This window comes from Lysinibacillus sp. NPDC097162, from assembly GCF_044762185.1.
Taxonomy (GTDB): Bacteria; Bacillota; Bacilli; order Bacillales_A; family Planococcaceae; genus Lysinibacillus.
On the sequence record NZ_JBIWDT010000005.1, the window covers coordinates 134123 to 158521 of the forward strand.

At 38.9% G+C, this 24399-nt stretch carries 22 protein-coding genes; 5 read left to right on the forward strand and 17 right to left on the reverse strand.

What is annotated here, in order from left to right; all coding sequences use genetic code 11:
* Positions 1 to 148 precede the first annotated feature (148 nt).
* The 7 genes from ACIQXW_RS18945 to ACIQXW_RS18975 form a co-directional block, all read right to left on the reverse strand.
* Positions 149 to 1579: a DHA2 family efflux MFS transporter permease subunit gene (locus ACIQXW_RS18945; RefSeq protein ID WP_402764696.1), complete on the reverse strand. Its 1431-nt coding sequence runs from the start codon at positions 1577 to 1579 to the stop codon at positions 149 to 151.
* A 123-nt stretch (positions 1580 to 1702) separates the two neighbouring features.
* A complete protein-coding gene (locus ACIQXW_RS18950) occupies positions 1703 to 2737 on the reverse strand; it encodes a FecCD family ABC transporter permease (protein WP_402764699.1) in 1035 nt (344 codons plus the stop codon).
* Positions 2725 to 3729 carry a FecCD family ABC transporter permease gene (locus tag ACIQXW_RS18955; RefSeq protein WP_402764702.1) on the reverse strand — a complete coding sequence of 335 codons (1005 nt, stop codon included), beginning with the start codon at positions 3727 to 3729 and terminating at the stop codon, positions 2725 to 2727. The genes ACIQXW_RS18950 and ACIQXW_RS18955 overlap by 13 nt, the downstream gene beginning before the upstream one ends.
* Before the next feature lie 19 nt (positions 3730 to 3748).
* Positions 3749 to 4738: an ABC transporter substrate-binding protein gene (locus tag ACIQXW_RS18960; RefSeq protein ID WP_401021244.1), complete on the reverse strand. Its 990-nt coding sequence runs from the start codon at positions 4736 to 4738 to the stop codon at positions 3749 to 3751.
* Between the two features lie 35 nt (positions 4739 to 4773).
* The gene (locus ACIQXW_RS18965; protein WP_401021241.1) at positions 4774 to 6090 is read right to left on the reverse strand and encodes an NtaA/DmoA family FMN-dependent monooxygenase; all 1317 of its coding nucleotides are present in this window, start codon (positions 6088 to 6090) and stop codon (positions 4774 to 4776) included.
* A 307-nt stretch (positions 6091 to 6397) separates the two neighbouring features.
* Positions 6398 to 7228: an AraC family transcriptional regulator gene (locus tag ACIQXW_RS18970; protein ID WP_402764706.1), complete on the reverse strand. Its 831-nt coding sequence runs from the start codon at positions 7226 to 7228 to the stop codon at positions 6398 to 6400.
* An 814-nt stretch (positions 7229 to 8042) separates the two neighbouring features.
* The gene (locus ACIQXW_RS18975; protein ID WP_402764707.1) at positions 8043 to 8690 is read right to left on the reverse strand and encodes a TetR/AcrR family transcriptional regulator; all 648 of its coding nucleotides are present in this window, start codon (positions 8688 to 8690) and stop codon (positions 8043 to 8045) included.
* Between the two features lie 132 nt (positions 8691 to 8822).
* On the opposite strand from ACIQXW_RS18975, the gene ACIQXW_RS18980 reads away from it, so the two are divergent.
* The 4 genes from ACIQXW_RS18980 to ACIQXW_RS18995 all read left to right on the forward strand — a co-directional run bounded on the left by ACIQXW_RS18980 (position 8823) and on the right by ACIQXW_RS18995 (position 13154).
* Entirely contained in the window at positions 8823 to 9839 is a 1017-nt protein-coding gene (locus ACIQXW_RS18980) for an ABC transporter substrate-binding protein (protein WP_401021234.1), read from the forward strand.
* Positions 9826 to 10890 (forward strand): FecCD family ABC transporter permease, encoded by a 1065-nt coding sequence (locus ACIQXW_RS18985; RefSeq protein WP_340826238.1) that lies wholly within the window; start codon positions 9826 to 9828, stop codon positions 10888 to 10890. The genes ACIQXW_RS18980 and ACIQXW_RS18985 overlap by 14 nt, the downstream gene beginning before the upstream one ends.
* A gap of 1 nt (position 10891) precedes the next feature.
* Complete coding sequence (locus ACIQXW_RS18990; RefSeq protein WP_402764711.1) at positions 10892 to 11665, forward strand: ABC transporter ATP-binding protein; 774 nt, start codon at positions 10892 to 10894, stop codon at positions 11663 to 11665.
* A gap of 64 nt (positions 11666 to 11729) precedes the next feature.
* Positions 11730 to 13154 carry an MFS transporter gene (locus tag ACIQXW_RS18995; RefSeq protein WP_402764714.1) on the forward strand — a complete coding sequence of 475 codons (1425 nt, stop codon included), beginning with the start codon at positions 11730 to 11732 and terminating at the stop codon, positions 13152 to 13154.
* Between the two features lie 253 nt (positions 13155 to 13407).
* Here the strand turns inward: ACIQXW_RS18995 and ACIQXW_RS19000 are convergent, their stop codons facing one another.
* The 10 genes from ACIQXW_RS19000 to kynU all read right to left on the reverse strand — a co-directional run bounded on the left by ACIQXW_RS19000 (position 13408) and on the right by kynU (position 23321).
* Complete coding sequence (locus tag ACIQXW_RS19000; protein WP_402764716.1) at positions 13408 to 14196, reverse strand: 2-keto-4-pentenoate hydratase; 789 nt, start codon at positions 14194 to 14196, stop codon at positions 13408 to 13410.
* A 2-nt stretch (positions 14197 to 14198) separates the two neighbouring features.
* On the reverse strand, positions 14199 to 15227 hold the full coding sequence (gene dmpG / locus ACIQXW_RS19005; protein ID WP_402764719.1) for a 4-hydroxy-2-oxovalerate aldolase: 1029 nt from the start codon (positions 15225 to 15227) through the stop codon (positions 14199 to 14201).
* A 17-nt stretch (positions 15228 to 15244) separates the two neighbouring features.
* Positions 15245 to 16135, reverse strand: coding sequence for an acetaldehyde dehydrogenase (acetylating) (locus ACIQXW_RS19010; protein ID WP_402764722.1), 891 nt, complete (start codon positions 16133 to 16135; stop codon positions 15245 to 15247).
* Between the two features lie 19 nt (positions 16136 to 16154).
* Positions 16155 to 16934, reverse strand: a complete 780-nt coding sequence (locus ACIQXW_RS19015; RefSeq protein ID WP_402764725.1) for a 2-keto-4-pentenoate hydratase — start codon at positions 16932 to 16934, stop codon at positions 16155 to 16157.
* Positions 16935 to 17014: 80 nt separating this feature from the next.
* Positions 17015 to 18484: an aldehyde dehydrogenase gene (locus ACIQXW_RS19020; protein WP_402764728.1), complete on the reverse strand. Its 1470-nt coding sequence runs from the start codon at positions 18482 to 18484 to the stop codon at positions 17015 to 17017.
* Positions 18485 to 18495: 11 nt separating this feature from the next.
* Positions 18496 to 18942, reverse strand: a complete 447-nt coding sequence (locus ACIQXW_RS19025) for a RidA family protein (RefSeq protein WP_401021219.1) — start codon at positions 18940 to 18942, stop codon at positions 18496 to 18498.
* Complete coding sequence (locus ACIQXW_RS19030) at positions 18939 to 19949, reverse strand: amidohydrolase family protein (protein ID WP_402764823.1); 1011 nt, start codon at positions 19947 to 19949, stop codon at positions 18939 to 18941. The genes ACIQXW_RS19025 and ACIQXW_RS19030 overlap by 4 nt, the downstream gene beginning before the upstream one ends.
* Positions 19940 to 20473 (reverse strand): 3-hydroxyanthranilate 3,4-dioxygenase, encoded by a 534-nt coding sequence (locus ACIQXW_RS19035; RefSeq protein ID WP_340826248.1) that lies wholly within the window; start codon positions 20471 to 20473, stop codon positions 19940 to 19942. Before ACIQXW_RS19035 ends, ACIQXW_RS19030 begins: the two co-directional genes overlap by 10 nt.
* A 101-nt stretch (positions 20474 to 20574) precedes the next feature.
* On the reverse strand, positions 20575 to 22008 hold the full coding sequence (locus ACIQXW_RS19040; RefSeq protein ID WP_340826249.1) for an amino acid permease: 1434 nt from the start codon (positions 22006 to 22008) through the stop codon (positions 20575 to 20577).
* Between the two features lie 26 nt (positions 22009 to 22034).
* The gene (gene kynU / locus ACIQXW_RS19045; protein ID WP_402764733.1) at positions 22035 to 23321 is read right to left on the reverse strand and encodes a kynureninase; all 1287 of its coding nucleotides are present in this window, start codon (positions 23319 to 23321) and stop codon (positions 22035 to 22037) included.
* Between the two features lie 210 nt (positions 23322 to 23531).
* On the opposite strand from kynU, the gene ACIQXW_RS19050 reads away from it, so the two are divergent.
* Complete coding sequence (locus ACIQXW_RS19050; RefSeq protein WP_340826251.1) at positions 23532 to 24149, forward strand: TetR/AcrR family transcriptional regulator; 618 nt, start codon at positions 23532 to 23534, stop codon at positions 24147 to 24149.
* Positions 24150 to 24399: the final 250 nt, after the last annotated feature.

Below are 24399 nucleotides of genomic sequence, written 5' to 3' on the forward strand. Positions count from 1 at the left end.
TGTTGAATTTACTACGTATTTATTATCCTTGTAACAGATTCACTAAACATTTTGTTTGATTAGGACTTACAACAATACAGGATTTGCAGATATTTTTCTATTTTTGTTTTGAGTCGTGAAATGAGAGTTTTAAATTATTCAGTAAGCCCTATTTAACACGGGAAGATTTGATGAAGAAGGAAATAACTAAACCAATCATAGCTATAATTAGAGTGAATCTAAAGGAGTCCTGTACTCCCGCTGTTAATGAAGCTCCAATTGAAGAGGGTTCTGATAGATCAGTTATATTGTTCATATTTCTTTTCTGAGAAGCGGACATAATCGTAATTGCAACTGCAGTGCCAATTGCTCCCGACATTTGCTGTAATGTATTCATTAAAGCAGTCCCATCTGGGTAAAGATTTTTAGGTAATTGATTTAGTCCATTTGTCTGAGCAGGCATTAAAACCATTGATACACCTATAAATAGAATGGAATGCATCACAATCACCATACTAACCGACGTTTCAATGGTTACGTTTGACATGATATATAACATGATAGGCATGATTGCAAATCCAGGTATAACAAGTCCTCTTGGTCCGAATTTGTCAAAGATACGACCTGTGATTGGGGACATTAATCCATTTAGCACACCACCTGGCAACAAAACAAGCCCCGCAGTGAATGCAGTCAATGCTAGTCCCGTTTGCAAATATAATGGCAACAAAATCATTGTGGACATTATTACCATGAAGCAAATAAATACGGACAATAAACCTAGAGTAAACATTGGATATTTTAATACACGTAAATCAAGCATCGGTTTATCCATTTTTAATTGTCGCCAAGAAAACAAGGAAAGTGCAGTAAGACCCATTATAATCATCGTGATTACAATCGCGCTTCCCCAGCCATTCTCACCCGCGCTGCTAAAACCATAGACAATCCCGCCAAAACCAATCGAAGATAGAACAATAGATAATATATCAATTTTCGGTTTAGTTATGGTTGATACATTCTGCATATACACGATACCCGATACCAACGCAAGAATTAAAAACGGTAGACAAACCCAGAAAATCCAATGCCAAGTCAGTTTTTCAAGAATTAGTCCTGAGATTGAGGGTCCAACTGCAGGTGCAAACATAATGACCAACCCTATTAGTCCCATTGTTGCACCTCGTTTATGGATGGGAAAAATCAATAAGATCGAATTAAACATTAGAGGCAACAATAATCCAGTACCTATAGCCTGAATCACTCTGGAAAACATTAATATTCCGAAGCTTGGTGCAAGAGCTGCGACTAGTGTCCCAATAATTGAAAAAATCAATGACACAATAAATATTTGACGTGTACTAAACCATTGAAGTAAGAGACCCGTGACAGGAACTAATATTCCCAAGGTCAATAAATAACCTGTTGTTAGCCATTGAACCTTGGAAGAACTAATAGCAAATACTTGTATTAAATCTCCGAGAGCCATGTTTAAAGCCGTTTCACTGAATAATCCAATGAAACCAGCAATTAAGAAAGAAATTAATATTGGAGTAGTTTTTATCACTTTTGTTTGCTGTGTTTCTACTGTTAATGACATGAATAATCCACCTAAAATTTTATTTTGTTATAAGTTTGTCGTTAGTCTGAGCAGATTAATTTTAATTGAATTTCTTCTCCACTTCTTTTTGTGTACAACGAGTGGCTTCCTTCTCTCTTTATTCTATTTTCTTTTTTTAAACAGCAGATATACGAAATAAGGAACACCGATAATGGAAATGACAATTCCTACAGGCAATTCAGCTGGAGCAAAGATCGTCTTTCCGATAAAATCCCCGACTAACACCATAAGCATGCCAATTGCTCCACAGACAGGTATTACATATTGATAATGAATACCGACTAGCCTTCTAGCCATATGAGGGGCAATTAAGCCAATAAATCCAACGTTTCCTGCTACAGATACACACGCGCTAACTAACCCGACGCAGCATAAAAGAAAAATCATTCTTTCTTGGTCTTTATTTAAACCTAATCCAATGGCTAATACTTCATCCAAATTTAATAGGTTAAGTTTGTTCGATTTCCACCAAATAATTGGAGTTAAAATGATTATCCATGGCAATACCGCTAATATATGTATCCAGGTCGTACTATAAAGGCTGCCTGTTAACCAAACAGTCGCCATTTCAAAATCTTGTGGGTCCATCTTTAATGAAATATAAAGAGTAATGGCCCCAAAACCTGAACTAAAGGCAATCCCTACTAAGATTAATCTCTTTGGATCAAGTGCACCTTTGTATCGAGCAAAAAGCAACAATAATAACGCCGCCACCATGCCACCAAGCCAACCGAAAAGCGGCATCGTCATAATTGATAACCAATTAGCGCCTTTCACCGTTCCTTGAATGAAAAACATGTACAAAATGATCGCCATTCCAGCAGCTGAATGAATCCCAAGAATGCCCGGATCTGCTAGTTGGTTTCTTGTAACTCCTTGAAGGACAGCACCAGCAATCCCTAACGCAAATCCGACCAGTGCTCCAATCACAATCCGCGGTAACCGAAATTCGAAAATCACTAGATCGTACTCGCTAACGGATTGAAAACGAAATAACGTCCTAAGAACATCTAACACAGACATATCAAACGTTCCATTCGTTACGGCAACATACATCACAACGATAGAAAGTGCTAAAGTCAATAAGAAAACAAACAAAAATTGAGCGTGCTGACTAAGCTTATTCAAATGTTCCATCCCCCTTTCTTCTTAATTAAATAAAGGAAGAAAGGGACACCAAATAACGCGGTTACTACACCAATCGGCGTCTCGTATGGATAATTCAAAAAGCGGCTGATGATATCAGACCATGCTAAAAATAAAGCCCCCACCACCGCTGCATAAGGAATAATTCTCCTGTAGTCTTGCCCAACCAGTATCCTCGTAATATGAGGGATGATTAAACCGATAAAAGGGATATTTCCAGCTATTGCGACCGATACTCCTGTTAAAATTACCACGCTTAACATCGTCAAAGCTTTAACCTCTAAAAGATTGATACCCAACCCATTAGCGAGTTCATCCCCTAGTGAAATAGCAGTAATGGAACGAGCTACAGCAAAAGCAAGCAGTAATCCAACAATCGCAAATGGAATCGTCCATTTGATGAGCGTCGGATCCATTTGATGCAACCTTGCGTTATACCAAAAACTAATATTTTGCGAAACTTGAAAATACGTAGCTAACGCTTGAGAAATCCCATTGAGAAAAGTCCCAAGAATCGTCCCTAATATAGCCAAAGTTAGCGGTGTCATTCCGTTAGGTAACATTCTAGCTATTGAAAAAACTAGGGCGGCGCCTAGTGCTGAACCAATTAACGAGTATATAATAAGGGTCATAGAAGATGCACCTGGCAAGAAAATTATACATATTGTAATGACAAACACTGAGCCATCGGCCACGCCCATAATCGAAGGGGAGGCAAGATAATTTCTTGTCATCCCCTGCATTAAAGCCCCTGAAACCGCCATGAAGGCGCCAACCAATAGCGCCCCTATCACACGCGGAAGGCGCGATGTTTGGATGATTAAATGATCCATATTCTCTGAATCAAAATGAAAAAACGCCTGCCACATCATTACAAAACTCATTGATTTCGAACCATAGAAAAGAGATAAAACTACTGTCACACTGAAAAGAATGCATAATACGACAATTTGAACAAATTTATGGCTTAATAACGAATTCATTCCTCCCTGCTCCATTCCATTACTTGTTCAAATGCTTTTGCACACTTTCTAAAAACTTGATTCGACTATAAACAGGGCCTCCTTCTAGAAGAGGATCAACCACATTGACATATACGTGATCGAGTTTAAATGCATTAATATTTTGGATAATTGGATTTTTCTTTAAGTCTTCGAATGCATTTTCTGCATCTTTGTTATCATTCGTAGAGAATTGCACAAACAAATAGTCTGGATTCATTTCCGCCAGTTGCTCGACAGAGATCGCATCTTGCAATTTTGCCATGCTAATCTGTTCTGGCATTTCTAAACCAATGTCATTGTATAGAAAAGGGTTAAAGTCTACATTTTTTGCAAAAATGTAAGCTTGCCCTCCGCGAATACGAACAGCAGCTACTTTTTTACCTTGAAGCTTTTCTTTTAACGATGCTTTTACTTCTTGTGTATCTATTTTATATTGAGATATAATTTTTTCTGCCTCTGCTTGCTTTCCAGTTAATTCAGCCATTAACTTCAAATTGTCTTCCCAGTTCGTAGAAACGTGCGACACCAAAATAGTGGGAGCAATTTTTTGCAATTTCTCCTCCACCTCTTTTGGAAACTTGGTTGAACCTAGAATAACGTCTGGCTTCAATTGCAATATCTTCTCCAAGTTAGGTTGTCTTTTTTCACCAATTGATTCCGCCTTGCTCGTTACTGAAGCAAACATTTCCGGAAACTTTCCGCCTACTGATATTGCCCCTACTGGATGAACGTCAAGCATAACCGCATCTTCCATCGCTTCCATAGCCCCAATTACAATTTTTTCTACTTTTTGTGGGATGATATACTTTTCGCCGAGATAATCAATCGTTCTTGTTTCACTTGTTCCTGTATTGTCCACTTGATGTTGCGCTGATTCACCGTTGCTGTCGGAGTTTGTTGATTTGCTCTGTTTGTCTCCTCCTCCACATGCAGCCAAAATAATTACGAATGATGCTATCAAACAAACTATTATAAACTTTTTGTTCATTTTTCTCCTAAACCCCTTTCAAAAGTACCCCTATATTAATGATCAGTAATATTAATCCCTAAATGGTCCCGCAAAGTGACACCCGTATATTCACTTCTGAACAAGCCTCTTTCAACCAACTGCGGCATCAGCTTTTCAAAAAATAATTTCAAAGATTTTTCTGAACCACCCGGAATAGCTATAAATCCGTCAATAGCTCCAGCCTCAAATCGCTCAATTATATCTTTCAAAACGTCTTCAACCGTTCCAACGGAAACCCAGTGAGCAGACCCGACAACCTCCGGCCTTGCCAATACCTCTTCCACTGTAGGCTGATAATTTGTAATATACCGGCGCAACAGCTCAGCATGTGTTCGGCTGCGGACTGGCTGATTCGGATCGGGAAGCATTTCGGAAGTTACATGACTATCCAAAGCAAAGCTGCTCAAATCAAGACCCAGTACTGATTTAAGCGATGCATGTCTACGCTCAATAGTCAAATGTGCGTGTGCCGCCTTATGTAATTCATGGGCTTCCTCGCGAGTTTCAGCCAAGAAAAAATATAAACCTGGCAAAACTCTTATGGTGTCCGGATCGCGTCCATGCTCAATAGTTCTTCTTCTCAGATCATTTCGCAATTCTACTCCTGACTCAAGGTCTGGCATCGCAGCAAAAATAGCATCTGCTATTGAAGAGGCAAAATTTCGTCCTGTGTCCGACGCACCTGCTTGAAATAATGGAATTGGTCCCGATTTATGTGCAGGCAAAGTAAGTGGTCCCTTAACACTAAAAAACTCACCTGAATGATTAATTGGAGAAACTTTATCCTTATCGGAAAATATACCTGTCTCACGGTCAATAACAATGGCTTCTTTCGGAAAACTTTCCCAGAGTTTACGTACGACCTCAGTAAATTCAATTGCTTTCGCATATCTTTCTTTGGAAGAAGGCATAGGTGACTCACCAAAATTTTCGGCACCTTCAATAGAAGTGACAATATTCCAGCCAGCACGTCCATTGCTCAGCCAATGCAAAGTCTGAAGCTGTCTAGCAACAACATATGGTGGATTAAAAGTGGTAGAAATAGTCGTTACTAGACCGATCCGCTCAGTTTCACGAGCAATCGCTGCAAATATCATAGTGGGGTCAGGGCTACCAAAATTAGCAGAATCGCCAAGCATCTGTGGACTAACAAAAAGATAATCCGCCCTGAAAAGAAAATCGAGCTTTGTCTTCTCCGCCATCTTTGCCAAATCAATGTAAGGGTCAATTGAATCCATTTTTTCCACACCGCTGTCTGGGCGCCGCCAGTCGCCTCCTTTCACCCAAGTAGATAAGACTAATCCAATACATAATTGTCTATTTGTCGTCAATATTACCAACCCTTTCTATATAGTAAAAATAGTTTTGCACCCATGAAATACTCTGATCAGATGTTGTTTCTAGAAGGCTATTAATTAATAATGATTCTCATTATCAACCATAGTGTAGCAAGGTCTGCAACAAATGCAAATACACAAATCACCAATACGATATGTATTATTATCTAATCTAGTTTTGCTGAAAGATAATTTAGCCACTTGTAGGATAGGGCTCTGGAAGGAAATAATAAGACAAAGGGGAAAAAGCCTGCACTCTAGGTTCATCACCAGTTGCAGGCGTAAAACATAAATCAGTCACTCAATTTATACGATTATCTAATTTATGTGTGTATGCGGAAGGAGACACACCAAATTTCTTTTTAAACACTCTACTGAAATAAAGCGGATTGGCATATCCGACACTGATAGCAATATCGTTGATGGCGAAATTCCCCACTTTAAGTAAGTCACTTGCTCTTTCCATACGATAATTGATAAGATAGTCGATTGGACGAAGCCCAGTATATTTGTGAAAGAAATATGAGAAGCGCTTGGTATTCATTGCATGTAGCTCCGCCAATTCATCGAGTGTTAACGGGTTCATATAATGCCTATGTATGTATGCAATAGCCTCCTCTATTACCTTTTCACTTGGAGAACTGCCAATCACTCGATGCTTGCAACCCACCAACACTTGATGCATGACACTTAAAAATAATTCTTTGACACGAAGCTTCCCAATACCACTAAGTGTATTGGCATTCTGGTGCAGCATAATAAGCAATTCTAGTACTCTCGGATTTGCTCCCGCCTCCAGTTTGAAATGGGAGTCGCATTCATGAACGCTATATATTTCGTCTAACTTGACAAATCTATAAAACAGTAAATAGTACTCGTACTCTGATTGACCTATAACTTGCGCGTCCATTTGCATGCTTGGAGCCACGTGAATTACTGAGCCAGGATGTAATTCATAGACAGTTCCATTCACACGCATTCTAGCCTCCCCACGAATTACAAAAAGAAATCCATGGCGGACGGTTCTAAATTCACTTAATATACTTTTCGGCTGGATCACTAAACGGTGGACACCTTCTATATCATAAAAACCTCTAGCAAATATCTCGGCTAATTTATCTAAGTCTATCATGATAATACACCTGCTCCCTATCCAAACATTGTACATCTGGTCTACTTTCACTGACAATATTCCCGCCAGCACGACCATTGCTCAGCCAATACAATGACTGAAGCTATTAAAGTAAAAATAGTTTTGCGCCCATGAAATACTCTAATCAGATGTTGCTACTAGAAGGATATTAATTAATAAAGATTCTCATTATAAACTATAGTTTAACAAGGTCTGGAACAAATACAAATACACAAATCACAAATACTAATATGCATTATTGTCTAATCCAGGTTTGCTGAATGATGATTTAGTACACATGTGGGATAGGGTTCGGTCAAACCAGTAGGAAAGAAACATGCACTCTACGAGACTCATCACAAGCAATTTGTAGACGCAATACATAAATCTGAAAATCAATATGTATTACTGGCGTTACATTAAAATAAATTAAATTTCGAAATTTCTATAAATATTAATCAATTTCATTGTGCATAAAAAAGCCCATTTCATTGGATGAAGTCAGATGTTAATACGTCCAAATCCACTAGTAAAGGAAGCAGTTCATGGACAAGATTACACTAGGCTCTCTGTCATGCTATTCCCCATGTAACTGAGGAACTTGCTGTAAATTGCTTGTTTTTAAAAGTTTAAAAGAACTAGGGTTGGTTTTCAGTTCGTTGGCACTCAACCCTATTTTCGAAAGGCTTTGTTCCTCCATTAGTCGTTTTTCTGCAAATACTTCGCTTGTAAAATTAATTTGACAGGTTGTCAGTCAATAATTATAATGAAAACATCTTAATTGATATTGATTATCAATCAAGATGTTTTTCACTCAGTAATTAAATTTAGTTTTCACAGTTTCTCTTAAAAGAGCTAAATCAAACTTTCCACTAGGAACGCCAAATAAATGTTCAAATGTGGATTGAATCGCTTCAATCCTTACGATACGTTCTTGTGAATTCCATTTGAATAGTGATGAATCAACCCAATGATGGATTGTTGAAAGGAAAAATTCTGCTACTAGTGTTGGATTATCAATATGAAAGATACCCTCTTCATTACCTTGAATATTTAGATCAGCTAAAATTGGTGTGAATTGGCAAATTGTTTGTACATGTAATATTTGACGAAGGATAGCATTACTATCGTGTTGTAAATACTTAAAAATTTCAACATGCCCTGTTGGATCATCAAGCTCGTATACAAAAATCCAAGCTATTTTTTCATAAGCAGAAAGTGTTTCGTCATAAATTACTTCGATAAAATGCTCTTTTATCACTTTTAGCTGTCTATCAATCAATGCATTTGCCAAGGCTTCTTTTGATTTGAAGTAGTAATACAGTGTGCCCTGTGCTACTCCCAACGTTTTAGTAATATCTGTCGTTGAAGTTTTTTCATAACCTTTTTGGCTAAAAAGAGATTCTGCGGTATCTAATATTTCATTTCGCCGTTCTGATGCATTCTTTGTTACTCTAACCATCGCTTGTACTACCCCCTTTTTCAATTTAAGCATTTGACTAATAACTAGTCAAATTAAGAAAAAGAAATGAATGTACTTTATATTTAATTATACTGAGTGATTGTCGGTCAAAAAAATATTAGGAGGATTCAAATGTTAAAAAAATCTCTATGTCTATTATTATTTTCATTCATTTTAGTTACTACAGGTTGCTCACAATCAGAGGGAAAATCATCTGAAGAAGTGACGAACATCAGCAATAGCGGAAAGTATCCAATGTCATTTGATGTTCATACATATGAAGGGAAAAAAGTCACTCAGACAATTAACCAAGCTCCTGAGAAAGTAATGATTATCGGATCATCAGTCGCAGAATTAATGGTTAAATTTGGACAACAAAATAAAGTCGTTGGATTTGCCTATAATGATCAAGCCCATTCAAATTTTACGGAAGAGATTGAGAAAATGCATTTAGTTAGTGAAATGTGGCCCTCAAAAGAATCCATTATAGCGCTACAACCTGACTTAATTTATTCTATTGCCTCTGCATTTCGAGAGGAACTAATTGGGAGCATCCCTTCTTGGAGCAATCGTGGGATTCCTGTTGTTTCTTCTACAAACTTTACAATTGGACGTAGTATCGACATTTATTTTGATGAAATCAAAACATTCGGGAAAGTATTCGATATCGAAAATCAAACTAATAAATACTTGAAAGAGCAACAAGCTCGTATTGATAAAATTACTGCAAAGGCTAAAAATATTAAAGATCACCCTAACGTTCTATTAGTTAGTGGAGCACGTGGAAAGTATTTCTATTACTCACCTAAATGGGCAATTATTGATGAAATGATTGAAGGTGCTGGAGCTGAATATATTGAGCTATCCAAAGAAGACTATATCGAACTTTCAACAGAGGCGATAATAGCAGCAAACCCAGATAAAATTATTATCACAGAATTTCAACAACCCGACCAAGAAAAAACGAAAAATAACTTGATCAATGATAAAAAACTTCAAAATATAAAAGCAATCCAAAATAAAGACGTTATGGTTGCTGAATATACTGGGGCTATCAATGGTGGTATTGAACTTGCTGACTTATATGAACAGGTCGCTAAATTCATTCATCCTGATGTTTTTGTTGGAGTAGTAAATGATGGTGAATAGTAAACGTCCTTTCTCCGTGCTTCTTTTATTATTGATAGGACTAGTTTTCGTCTCAATGATTGTTTCCGCTTCTATTGGACAAGTAAGCATTCCATTTCTCGATTCTTGTAAAATTCTTTTGTATCAGTTTACAGGGATCAATATTGGTCATGTTGATACAGTTATTTCTAAAATGACATTCGAAATCGTTTGGCAAATTCGCACTCCAAGAATTTTACTAGCATTAATAGTAGGTGCAGGTTTAGCTCTTTGTGGTAGTGTAATGCAAGCATCGATACAAAACCCACTTGCAGATCCTTATATTCTCGGCATCTCTTCAGGTGCTTCACTAGGTGCAACATTTTCGATTATTCTAGGTCATCGCTTTAGCGGTTTCTTTGGAGAATTCGACTTAATTGTATGGGCATTTTTAGGTGCTTTACTTGCAACATTTCTAGTATTACTGTTATCAAGTGTCGGAGAAAAAATGTCGGTCATTAAACTTATTCTAGCGGGTACCGTGGTCAATGCCTTATTCACAGCTCTATCAAATTTATTCATATATTTTGCCAAAGACGCTGAAGGCGTCCGTTCTGTTTCATTTTGGACGATGGGAAGTTTAGCCTCTGCTGATTGGAAGGACTTACCGTTGATTGCTGCAATCGTTACGATTGTAGGCCTATTCTTTTTATCACAATGGCGTGTTATGAACGCAATGCTTATGGGAGACGATGCTGCAATGTCATTAGGCATTAACTTAAATATTTATAGAAGAGTCTATTTAGTCATTACTGCTATTTTGACAGGTGTTATTGTATCGATATGTGGAATTATTGGATTTGTCGGTCTCATTATTCCTCATATAGTGCGAATCTTTACAGGTTCTAATCATCGTTATTTAGTACCCACTGTCATATTAGTCGGCGCTATCTTCTTAACTTGGACAGACTTACTAGCAAGAACAATTATTCCAAATAGCGAATTACCGATTGGGATTGTGACATCATTATTAGGAGCTCCAGTTTTTATGCACATGTTAATAAAAAAAAAATATGGTTTTGGAGGTAATTAGTATGGAATTAACAGTACAAAATGTATCCTTCTCGGTATCTGATGTTGACATTATAAAAGATGTTTCGTTAAGGGTGCAAGAAGGGCAATTTGTCGGAATCATCGGACCAAATGGTTGTGGAAAATCGACATTGTTAAAAAACATTTATAAAGTAACAAAGCCGACAACAGGAATGATTTTCTTAGATGATTTAGATATAGTAAAAGCCTCCCCTAAAGCAATTGCAAGAAGACTGGGTGTTGTTGGTCAATTTAACAATGCAAATTTTGACTTTACTGTACGTGACATGGTGTTGATGGGAAGAACTCCACATAAAAAGATAATGGAATCTGACACAAACCAAGATTATGATCTTGTAGATAATGTGTTACGAAAGGTGAACTTGGAACATCATGCTTCAAAGCATTTCTCCTATCTTTCTGGTGGTGAAAAACAACGTGTTATTCTTGCACGTGCTTTAGCACAAGAGCCCCAGTTTTTAATTTTAGATGAACCAACAAATCATTTGGACATTAAATATCAAATTCAAATCTTATCCCTAGTACAATCATTAAAAATTGGTACACTTGCTGCATTACATGATCTCTCTCTAGCAGCCATGTATTGTGAGTACCTCTATGTACTAAAAAATGGGCGCATCTATACACACGGCGAGCCAGAAGAATTATTAACTCCTGAATTAGTAAAAAAAGTTTATGACGTTGACTGTCATATTAATCAAAATGAACATACTAAAAACTTAGTCATAGCGTATCATCCAACCCTAACTATTTAATAAAGCTTTAACTAATTGACTGACAATCACTCAATTTTAAACAACGATAAAAGGAGCCAAATCTATGAGTACTCTTCAATCCAATAACTCGAGCAAACATTATGCATATAGATGGCTGGCCTTAGCGATTATCCTACTTCCGACACTGCTAATCTCTTTAAATACTTATATGATTCAAATTGCCTTGCCGAACATTCAAAATGACTTACACGCAAGTTTTTCGCGAGCGCAATTAATATTTTCTGGATATTCGATTGGACTTGCAACAGCTCTAATAATTGGCGGTAAACTTGGAGATATCTACGGAAGAAAAAAATTATTATGGATTGGTGTATTCTTTTTTACTCTTACCTCCTTCGTCGGAGGAATGCTATCGGATCCATTACTAATAATTGGCGTCCGAATTGTGCAAGGTTTTGCAGCAGCTTTTATACAACCACAAATTTTATCGATTATTCAAGAAATCTTCCCTTCGAAGGAGAAAAATTTAGCCTTTGGCTTGTATGGTGCTGTCATTGGGATTGCTTTTACCTTTGGCTTAATATTAGGGGGATTACTAGTCAGTTTGAATCTATTTAATGGAGGATGGCGAATTGTTTTTTTCTTCAATGTCCCATTTGGCATTCTTGTGCTATTACTACTTCCTATAATACCTGAATCCACAGTTGTGAAAAACAATAATATTGATTGGATGGGCGCCATTTTATTAATGTTTAGTATATTATTTTTCATCTATCCATTATCAGAAGGTCAAACATATGGGTGGCAGCCTTGGTTTTTCGGTTGCATTATTCTGTCATGTGTTATGCTTGCTTCGTTTATTTTTGTTGAAAAATCAAAACAAAAAAAGCATCAAACACCACTTGTAGATCTATCTTTGTTCAAGCACCGTTCTTTTGTCATTGGAATTGGTTCAGTACTGTCAATTTATTTGAGTATGTTCTCGTTCTTCTTTATCCTTAGCTATTTTATACAATTTGGCTTGCAGTATAATACGAAGGAGACAAGCTTGATCTTTTTACCAATTGGTATTGGATTTTTTTTCACATCGATTCTATCGTCAAAAATAGTTCATTTATTCGGCTTAATTGTATTAAAAATTGGTGCATTGACAATGAGTATTTGTATTTTTATACTTATCGGCATCCTTGCTTTCGAGCCGTATAATTTATTTACAATTTATACTTTAGTGCTTTTATTCGTCTACGGCCTTGGTTTAGGGCTTGCCACAACACCTTTAGCGAATGCCATTCTGAGTAAAATACCTAAGAATCAGGTCGGTGTTGCCTCTGGGGTGTTTACAACAATCATGTATTTAGCCAATTCCTTAGCAGTTGCAGGTATTAGCATAGTATTCTCTACAGCTTTGAATAAGACCTTAGACAAAGCCTCTTTTGTACATGCGTTTTCTACGAGCTTATTTGGAATCGGTCTGTTGTCTGTTATGTCCTTTGTAATTCTTTCTATTTATCATAAAAGCAAAAATTAAATATGATTGAAACCCTCTTGTAAATTTCTATTTAAAATTAACTAATAAAAGTCCATTTTGAAAAAGATTGAACTGAACCCTATTATTTAGACAGTTTCATAAAAAGACCGTTTCCACATTAAACAGCGATTCTCCCTTTCATAAACCGTTAAAAGAGCATCTGGAAATAAAACTTCATTTCCAGATGCTCTCATTTAAAGTAAAGGAGGTTGCAATCGACTTTTCACAATTGAGAAGAAAGAAGCACTGTCCTTTAATTACAAGATAATGTCACACTGCCAAGCGCATCGAAATCTGCTACAACTGTATCCCCTGGCTGAAAAGAAATCGCCTCAGACATCGCACCACTTAAAATAATATCGCCTTTTTTAAAGCCTTTTCCTACCTTGGCTAATTCTTTCACTGCCCACACAATGGCAGTAGCAGGATGCCCTAATACAGCAGCGCTTGAGCCTGTTTGCTCCACAGTGCTGTTTTTACTTAGAACCATGCCAATTTGTCCCAAATCAAGCATGTGAGGAGAAACCCACTTACTACCAATAATAAATTTCGCCGAGGAACAATTATCTGCGATAACATCTGCTAATGTAAAGCGAAAATCTTTATAACGGCTATCTATTACTTCAAGGGCAGGTGCGACGTATTTAGTTGCCTTTACAACATCCGCCTCTGTAACCGCCTCCCCTGCCAAGTCCTCACCTAAAAAAAAGGCAATCTCAGGCTCAACTTTCGGATGAATGAGCTGTGAAAATTCAATCGCTTCCCATTCTAGTGCGAGCATATCACTATGTAAATAGCCATAAATCGCTTCATTGACTCCCATCATCTGCTGCTTTGCTTTACTCGTTAAACCTAGCTTCACGCCTACTTGCTTCGTGCCATTCTCCTCTAGCTTGCGTGCTAGTAAAGCATCCTGTATACGATAAGCATCCTGTATCGTCAACTGTGGGTAGTCGTCTGTCAGCTTGATGACTTCCTTTACATCACGCTCTGCCTCATATAAATAATCAACCATTTTTTGCTGATTTATTTGTACCGTCATTTTCACACCTCAATTTCCCTTTTTTTTGCGAGCTCAGCAGCGACATCGATAATCATATCCTCCTGACCACCTACTACTTTTTGTTTACCTAATTCGATAAGTATATCGCGTGGATCAAGACCAAATTTTTTCCCCGCACGCTCTGCATGAAGCAGGAAGCTTGAGTACACCCCTGCATACCCTAACACTAAGCTCCCCTTTCGAATTTCCTGCGAGCCTGGCAAGAGAGGGCCTACAATATTTTCTGCGACATCCATCATTTTATATAAATCAATACCTACATCTATTCCCATGCGGTCTAGCACAGCTAATAGCACTTCTGTCTGAGTATTCCCTGCACCTGCTCCTAAACAGCGCACACTCCCGTCAATACGTGTCGCTCCTTCCTCTATAGCAACGACCGTGTTCGCCACTGCCATAGATAAATTGTTATGAGCGTGGAATCCTACTTCTATTTGCAACGATTGTCGTAAAGCGCGCACACGCTCACGCACCTCATGCGGCAGCAATGCGCCAGCAGAATCTGTTATATAGACCGCTTCAGCACCGTAGCTTTCCATTTTCTTCGCTTGCTCCACTAACTTTTCCACAGGTGCAGAATGAGCCATCATTAAAAAACCTACTGTCTCCATCCCTAGCTCGCGTGCCTTGCTCATATGTTGAGCTGACACATCCGCCTCTGTTACATGTGTAGCAACACGCACTAAGCGAGCACCTAAGTCATTTGCCTGCTTCAATTCGTGTACAGTACCAATCCCTGGTATTAACAGCACAGCAACTTTTGACTTGGTACATGCAGCAACAGCTGCTTCAATGAGCTTCATCTCATTAACGAGCGATTTGCCATACTGAAAAGTGGAGCCTCCAAGGCCATCTCCGTGACTTACTTCTATATAATGCATGCCTGCATCATCTAACCCTCTCACAACATCTCGTACTTGCTGCTCTGTAAATTGATGTGCCACGACATGACTGCCATCTCGGAGGCACACTTCTGTTAATCGAATTGGTTTATTAACTTGCGAATTCATGTATACTGCCCCCTTTCTTAATGCGTCTCTAATGTCGTTCTCTCTAACATGGCCCGCGCAAAATCTTCTGCAACACGTGTCGCAGCAGCTGTCATAATATCTAAATTCCCTGCATATGGAGGGAAATAATCTCCAGCACCTTCTACTTCTATAAAGATTGTTACACGGTTGCCATCAAATAATGGCTCCTGTCTTAAACGATAGCCTGGCACATATGCCTTCACTTTCTCTACCATTGTATAAATAGAGTCGCGAATTTCCTCTTCTTTCATATTTTTCACTTCACAATAAATCGTGTCTCGCATAAGGATAGGTGGGTCTGCCGGATTTAAAATAATGAGCGCTTTTCCAGTATTTGCTCCACCTACTTCTTCGATTCCACGGCGCGTCGTAATCGTAAACTCGTCAATATTTTCCCTCGTCCCTGGACCTGCACTTAAGCTTGAAATAGTCGCCACAATTTCCCCATATAGTACATTTGCAACTTGGTTGACCGCATAGACGATTGGAATCGTCGCCTGGCCACCACACGTAATCATATTGACATTGTGTAAATCGAGTAAGTTTTCCGTAGTCCCCACTGCCGGACAAAAGAACGGTCCTCTTGCTGCTGGTGTTAAATCAATCGCTAAAATTCCTAGCTCCTTCAATACTTTCGCATGGCGTACGTGAGCTTTCGCTGATGTGGCGTCAAACACGATAGCCGCCATGTTAGGATTGGCAACGATAGCTTCGATGCCATTTGAATATGTCGCATACCCTTTCTCTGCTGCACGCTTCAAACCTTCTGATTGTGAATCTATCCCAATCATCGCCACAACTTCAATCACTTCACTGCGCTCTAATTTATAAAGCAAATCAGTGCCTATGTTTCCTGTGCCTAGTATAGCCGCTTTGATTTTGCCCATATCCTTCTCTCCTTTCCCATTATTCAAAGTGAACCGTTACTGTACCGATGCCCCCAAATTTTACTTCAATACTATCTCCAGCATTTACTACAACTGCCGCAGATAAAGCGCCAGGTAAAATAAGCTCGCCCTTTTTAAGTGTAATGCCAAACTCATGTAATTTATTTGCCAACCAAGCAATTGCGTGTGCCGGGTGTCCTAGTGCAGCAGCCCCTGCCCCTGTTGCGAGTAGCTCCCCATTTTTGTAAAGTGCCATACTTGCTGTCCGTAAATCAACTTCATTTACCTTCGTCTTTTCATGCCCGACGATGACCTTTGCAGACGAGCCATTATCAGCTACTGTATCAATTAATTTAATGCGCCAATCCTCTACTCTACTATCAATTACTTCAATTGTTGGCACGATATAGTCAGTAGCCATCATGACATCGAGAAAGGTTACATTCGGTCCTACTAAATCCTCTCCTAGTACAAAACCAATTTCCGCTTCAATTTTTGGGGAGAGCATGCTAGACACTTTTACAATAGCTTCATTTCCAAACACCATATCATCTAATAAATGACCATAATCTGGCTCATCTACATGGAGCATTTTTTGCATCGCTACGCTTGTTAAACCAACCTTTTTACCAACGATGTGTCGACCTTCGTCCAGCTTCATTTTTACTATTTCAAGCTGTATTTCATAAGCATCCTTTATGCTTAAACTTGCATCCGACTCTGTTAAAGGAACGATGCTTTGCTTTGTTTTTTCAGCTGTCAGTAACTGTGTGGCATATTGCTTAATTTTCTCTGACACCACCATTCACTCTCCTTAGTAAAACAAACAAAAGGCGGTTGCTATACCAGCTTTTGTTTGTTTGTTTGCTTATTCATTCCTTATTTTTTTACGGTAATTGTTTTTATTTCACTATAGAACTCAAAGCTATGACGACCGCCTTCGCGCCCAATACCACTAGCTTTCGCTCCTCCAAATGGGGTTCTTAAATCCCGCACGTACCAGCAATTCACCCATAATAAGCCCGCATGAATTTGGGCTGTCACACGCTGTCCTCTCCGTAAATCATTCGTCCATACTACCCCTGCTAATCCATAAATAGAATCGTTCGCTATCTGAATAGCTTCTTCTTCTGTTTTAAATGGAATAATGACAGGGACAGGACCAAATATTTCCTCTTGAGCAACGCGCATACCATTATTGACATCGTACAAAACGGTCGGCTCATAGAAGTTCCCTTCAGGTAGTGAAGCGACAGCCTTACCGCCGTATGCTAATTTCGCCCCCTCAGCTAGACCAATTTGCACATACTCATCTACTAGCTTTAAATGCCCCTTAGAAACTAAAGCACCCATATCTGTTGTCATATCGAGCGGGTTTCCAACTTTAATTTGTTTCACAGCTGCCACGAATTTATCTAAAAATTGATCATAAATACTTTCCTGCACTAAAATACGAGAACCTGCTAAGCAAATTTCTCCTTGATTGCGATAAATGGCTTCGATGGATCCTGCTACTGCTTCTTCTAAATCAGCATCTTCAAACACAATATTAGCTGATTTCCCACCAAGCTCTAACGAAACTGGGATTAAATTTTGAGCAGCATTACGCATAACCGTTTTTCCTGTATTTGATTCACCTACAAAGGAGATTCTCCTCACAGCAGGGTTTGTCGCCATTTCTGTTCCTACAATACCACCTGGACCTGTCAAAATATTTAGCACACCTGGAGGTAATCCCGCCTCATTTGCTATTTCTCCAAGCATGATGGCACTTAGCGGTGTATATGAAGCAGGCTTGATTACAACGGTATTACCTACAGCAAGAGCAGCAGATGCCTTCCACGTCATTTGCATAAACGGCAAGTTCCATGGAATAATTAAGCTTGTCACACCGACTGGGGCATATTGTACATATGAAAAATGCTTGCTTTGATCATAATGCTCGTGCGTCATATATTTCGCCATCTCAGCGAAGAAACGGAAGTTAGCAGCCGCTCGTGGAATATCAAATTCAAGACTCTCCCGTATTGGCTTACCTACGTCTAACGTTTCAACATAGGCAAGTTTTTCAACATTCTTCATTATTAAATCAGCCATTTTGCATAAAATCCGCGAGCGTTCCTCAACAGGCATCTTGCTCCATACACCACTAGCAAATGCTTTATGTGCAACATCAATTGCGCGCTTTGCATCCTCATGTCCGCCATTTGCTACGGATGCTAATATTTCATTTGTAGCGGGATTAATCGTATTAAAAGTTTCACCTGATAAGGCGTCTACATAATCGCCACCAATGAATAGTTTGGCATCTTTTAAATATTTTTCTTCGATTACTTTTTCATTAATCAATGCCACTCCTCCTATTCTTCGATTTCAATAATCATCTCTATTTCGATTGCTGTATTATTAGGTAATTGAGCCATTCCAACAGCAGAGCGCCCGTGCTTACCCTTCTCTCCGAAAACTTTCCCAATTAAATCTGAGGCTCCGTTCATTACTTTTGGCTGCTCAATGAAATCCTCCGTGCAATTTACCATCCCTAATACTTTGACAAATTGCTTCACTTTACTTAATTCGCCTATTTCATGTTTCACTACACTGAGTAGGTTTAGCATCGATTGTTGTGCTGCTAAATAGCCTTCTTCTGTCGTCAAATCTCTCCCTAGCTTACCGTGGTACTGATCCACACCCTGTCCTGCGGTAAATAAGAGATTGCCTGTCCTTACACAACCTACATAGTCTCCCCAAGCAGGACGTAAAGATGGTAATTCAAGTCCTAACTGTGCAAGTCTTTCCTCTGGTGTCATGATTCGATCTCTTCCTTTATCTCGATATTTAAAAAGGCTAAGGCATTTCTCCCTAAAATATCCCTTCTTTGTTCTTCTGAAAGACGAAGTGTCTCATCCACTATTTTCCCCGGTGGGATTTCCCTTAATAAGAAGGGATAGTCTGAGCCCATCACAATTTTGTCTGCTCCAAATCGGTCGATTAAATATTGAAGATTTAGCGGATCATAATTTAAAGAATCGAAATAGAAATTTTTCGCATAATAGCTCGGTGGTTTACTCGTTAAGCGTAGATGCGGCCATACTTTCCACCCTTGATCTAAGCGAGGTAAAATATAAGGAAAAGAGCCGCCACCGTGTGCAAAACACACTTTAAGTTTTGGGAATTTTTCGATAACTCCGCCGTTAATAAGACTAGCAGCAGCAAGCGCAGTTTCACTCGGCATCCCTACCGTGTACATAAAATTATGGCGCGGCATTCGGTCCTTCCCGAGCGTTTCCCACGGGTGAATAAATAAAGGCACTTCCCATCTCTCCGCCATTTCGAAAAATGCTGTAAAAGCTGGGTCGTCTAAATTTTTGCCGTTTACATTCGTCCCGATTTCGATGCCTTTAAGCCCTAGCTCATGTATGCAACGATCCATTTCACGAATAGCTACCTCTACATCTTGGAGTGGCACTGTGCCAATACCGATGAATCGCTTCGGATATTGCTTCACCGTATTCGCAATAAAGTCGTTTTGAATACAAGCCATTTCCTCTGCCGCATGTGCCTCCGCCCAATAGGAGAACGTCACAGGAATCGGGGACAATACTTGTATATCCACCCCTTCAGCATCCATATCCTGTATGCGTTTTTCTGGGCTCCATACTTGGTCTGTCACTTCTCTAAACACTTGACCTGCTACCATAATATTCGCACCACATGTACAAGTTTTTTCTAATGTTGGCCAGCGCTCTCCGCCAAACTTCTCCACAAAGTTAGGAATATCTTCTGGAATAATATGAGTATGGAAATCTACTCGCATTGCCATAAACTCACTTCTTCAGACATTACATGACCGCAATTTTTACATGTGCGCAGCTCTAAACTACCATTAAATTCTTCGATTGCACCTTTCACTTGTGTTTCGATATCTGTTAATTGCACCGTTTTTTTGTGCATTTGTTGATCGCAGTTTTCACAGAACCATACGAAGTCCTCTAGCTCTCCCTCTGCCCGCTTCCTTTCTACGACAAGTCCAAATGTGTCGGCAATTCGATGGGGAGAGTGCGGCACATTCGCTGGTAGCATGAACACTTCTCCTTCTTTAATTGTAATCACTTCACGCTTTCCTTCATTAATTATCTCAACGAAGCAATCGCCTTTAATTTGATAAAAGAACTCATCAGATGGATCGACATGGAAATCTCGACGGCGATTAGGTCCGCCCAAAATCATACAAATAAACTCCGAATCCTCCCATAGCACTTTATTGTTAACAGGTGGCTTTAAAGAGTCCTTATTTTCTTCGATCCATTTTAATAGATTAAATGCTTGTAATTTTGCCATACGAAACCCGCTCCTCTAAAATTTTATATTTATATTTTTTTATTTATTTTAATACCGTGTTGAAATCGCTTACCGACTTTAATTACCAAGATTGCCTACTGCTAAATAATCCCGCTTCCCGAACTCTCTGTAGTATCTTCTACAATAACCGGAGATTTCGTGTTCGCCTTCTTCCACAAGAAATAACAAGCTGTAATAAAGATTAACCAAGGGAATCCGAGTGTTAATGTGGGTTTAAAGTCAGGTGAGAACCATGTTGATAGTACAACAGATGTTAACAGGACTGCACCGAAAATTGTTAAGTACGGATAACCAATCATTCTTACCGGTAATTTGCGCCCGTTCGTTTCATTCCATTTTTTACGGAAGAACAAGTGTGTAATAAAAATCATAAACCAAGCAAACATCGCACCAAAGCTAGAAAGCGAAATCATCGTTGCAAAAGCCGCATCTGGTCTGACAACTGTAAAAATTGTCGCGATGGCGATACCGATAACAGAAGCAAATAATGCAACTGAAGGTACGTTTTTGCTATTTAATTTCCCCAATACTTTCGGCGCGTAGCCACCTCTTGATAAAGAAAACATCATACGTGTAGAAATGTATAATTGACTATTCATTGCAGAAAGCGCTGCTACAAGTACGACGAAATTCATAATAGCTGCTGCTCCTGGGATATTCATAATTTCCATTACTTTTACGAATGGACTTTTATCGATGCCTGCCATCCCCCATGGCACAATCATTAGCATTAAAGATAGCGTTAATAAATAAAACAGCACAAGTCGAACAACGGCTGAACGAAGCGCAATCGGCACTGCTTTTTCCGGATCCTTTGCTTCACCAGCACTGACAGCAATCATTTCAATACTTAAATAACTGAACAACGATACAAATATAGCAATCCACATGCCCCATACCCCATTAGGGAAGAAACCACCGTTATTTGTATAATTTTGAGTCCCAATAGCTGTGCCACTATCCGCGCCAACAATGACATATACTGCTAGAATAATAAATCCAACAATCGCAGCTACTTTAATGACTGAAAACCAATATTCAACAGCACCAAATAATTTGACCGTTGTTGCATTCACATACAAAAGCACTGCTGCAAACAAGATTATCCAAACGATGGCAGGCACGGTCGGAAACCAATACTTCATATAAACGGCTACAGCTGTAACCTCCGTCCCGATTGCACATACTAAACTAAACCAATACGAATAGCGTACCGAAAAGCCAGCCCATGGATTAATATACTTCTCTGCATAGGCACCAAACGACCCTGTCACTGGATGAGCTACAGTCATTTCTGCTAAGCAGCCCATGAGTAATAATGCAATTAATGCACCGATTGTATAGCTAATAATGACACTCGGTCCTGCCAAGCCAATTGCCAAGCCACTCCCTAAAAATAACCCGGTCCCGATTGCTCCCCCGATGGCAATCATCGTTAGCTGGCGTGTTGTTAAGCTCTGACTTAATCCCTTTTCTCTTTCAACGATATCTTGCAAACGATTGTCTTGTGACATACATTTTCCCCCTTTGATATTGTCGTTTAAGATACTACATTTCTTTCCATCCCATACTTTTCATATTGCTTTTCAGTCACGATTTCCTTTAATATTTCGACGGTTTCCCACACCTCCTCGAATGACGTATAAAAGGCGATTGGTGCGAGACGAATAATGTTAGGCGGTCTAAAGTCTGGAATGACACCCTTATCAACTAAAGCTTTGCAAATTCGAATCGCCTCATCATGCTCTAAGCAAACATGCCCCCCTCGTCTATCATCTTCATTTGGATTGCCAATTGAAAAGCCAAGCTCAGTTAGCTCTTGCTCGATTAAGTCCATCATATAACGTGTAAGCTTTAATGATTTTTGACGAATATTTTCGATACCAGCCTCCGCAAACATTTCTAATGAGCCGATAATAGGGGCTAAGCTCAGCACGTGCGGTGTACCCATTTGAAATGCCCCTGCAGATTCTTCCACATCTAATGAATGTGCCATATCAAACTGTTTATCTTTTTTGGAGCTGTACCAGCCAGCTAAGCCAGGATGAATGCCAAAATGTTTTTTATTCACATACAAGCCAGCGACTGAACCAGGACCACCGTTGAGATACTTATAGTTACACCATATAGCAAAATCAACATTCCACTCACTGAAGTAATGCGGAATTGCCCCAATGGAATGACAAGCATCAAAGCCAATGCAAATGCCTCTTGCGTGTGCTTCGGCAGTTAAGCGTTTTATATCTAGTAGCTGACCACTTCTGTAAAGGACAGTTGGCAGCAATATGAGCGCTATCTCATCTGTCATCGCTGCGATAATATCCTCTTCTAAAATTAGCTTGCCATCACGACTTTTCACACGTACTAAATGCTCATCTGGATTATAGCCTTTTAACTTTATTTGACTCTGTAAGGCATAAATATCTGATGGGAATGTTAATTCATCCGCTAAAATTTTTGTTCGTCGCCCTTCTGGTTTATAAAATGTTGCGACAGCTTGATGAATATTGGAAGTCGTTGAACCGGCAATAATGACTTCGTTTGTCTCAGCTCCGATTAGCGGTGCACACATTTCACCGAGCTTCTCTGAAATGAAAAACCATGGATACTTACCAGTTGTCCACCCTTTAATTCCGTATGCTTTCCATGATTCCATTAATTCATGGACATTTTCCTCGGCTCTTTTGGACATTAAGCCTAAGGAATTGCCATCCATGTAAATAACACCTGATTGTAAATAAAATTCATCGCGGTATGATCGAAATGAATCATTCGCATCATATTGTTTTGCATGCTCTTTGTTGTAAACGCTTTCTCTAGTTCCCAAAATTCTTTCCCCCATTTTTTAAATTTTCTGAATATGTTCATAGTCTAAAATAAAGTTGACATAGTGTCAATATTATTTTTACCAAATTTTTTCAACGTCATTTGTAAAAATATTTCTAATGGGCTATGATTAAATGAAATAAATCATTGGATTATCAAGCAATAGCACGCTTATTATAAATAAAATAAGTCATATCTTGGAGGTCATTTAATGAGTGAAGAAACGAAGCAAATCGACGGAAGAAATATGCGCTCTATCGCAACGAAACAAAAATTATTGGATGCCGCGCGTGACTTATTCTACGAATTTGGCTTTAAAAAAACTACTATTACTCAAATTATTAAGAGAGCAGAAACTGGTTATGGGACTGCTTACGTACACTTCAAAGGAAAAGACGAGATTTTAATTGCTCTCATGGAAACAGTCATGCAAGAATTTCTTGATATGGCCCACACACCTTTCTTACCTACTAGCAAAGAAGAAGCAAAAGAGCTTGTCCTGAATCAAGTCACTGCTTTTTTAACGATGGCAAAATCCAATAAAGATATTATGAAAGTATTCGCAGAAGCGATTAGCCTTTCCCCTGCCGTGAATGAAAAGTGGGATGACATCCGAAAAACGAACATTCATTTTATTATCCGCGATATTACATATGCGCAAAGTCAAGGCTTAGTACGGTCAGATTTAAAAATCGATATCGTCGCACGCTCATGGTTTTTAATCAATGAAAACCACCAATGGGACCTCGTGCGTGATGATACGTCCGAGTCCATTGAGGATATTGCTTGGACGATTACAACGATGTATATCGATGGGTTATACAAATAAAAAACCCAGATTAAGAACTGACCTAGTCATTGAGACACATAGAAAACAACCCAATTAGGCTACTTGCTTCCCAAATTCTAGGGGAGTTAAGTAGCCTAATTTTTTTATATCCCTTCCTCATATCCTTTACGATTTATCTTCTGAAGACTTTCGCCATAAAAAAACACCCCCCAAATGTTTTACATATAGCAAGCCCATTTTAGAGGTGTTTTATATTGTCTTATGATTAGGTTAGTCCATAGGAGATTCA